The organism is Vibrio sp. 10N.286.51.E5 (genome assembly GCF_041469125.1).
Classification (GTDB): domain Bacteria; phylum Pseudomonadota; class Gammaproteobacteria; order Enterobacterales; family Vibrionaceae; genus Vibrio; species Vibrio crassostreae_C.
Window position 1 is genome coordinate 1 of record NZ_JBFRJZ010000139.1, and the last position, 253, is coordinate 253.

The 253-nt window shown below is 44.7% G+C and carries 1 tRNA gene; it reads right to left on the bottom strand.

Annotation, left to right across the window (positions count from 1 at the left end):
- Positions 1–127: 127 nt before the first annotated feature.
- Positions 128–203, bottom strand: a tRNA-Val gene (locus tag AB4161_RS23115).
- Between the last annotated feature and the right edge of the window lie 50 nt (positions 204–253).

Below are 253 nucleotides of genomic sequence, written 5' to 3' on the forward strand. Positions count from 1 at the left end.
TCCAAATTGTTAAAGAGCAATGAGACTTCTTGTGAAGTTCATTTTCTAAAGACTCTCACAGTCGAAAAATCCAACCAGCGACATAAGAAGTGGTTTGGAGATTTAACTTCCAAGAATATTTAGAGAATGGTGGGCGATACCGGGCTCGAACCAGTGACCCCCTGCTTGTAAGGCAGGTGCTCTCCCAACTGAGCTAATCGCCCACGATAGTTTTAATTCCTTCGTGGAGAAAGAATGGTGGGTCGTGCAGGAT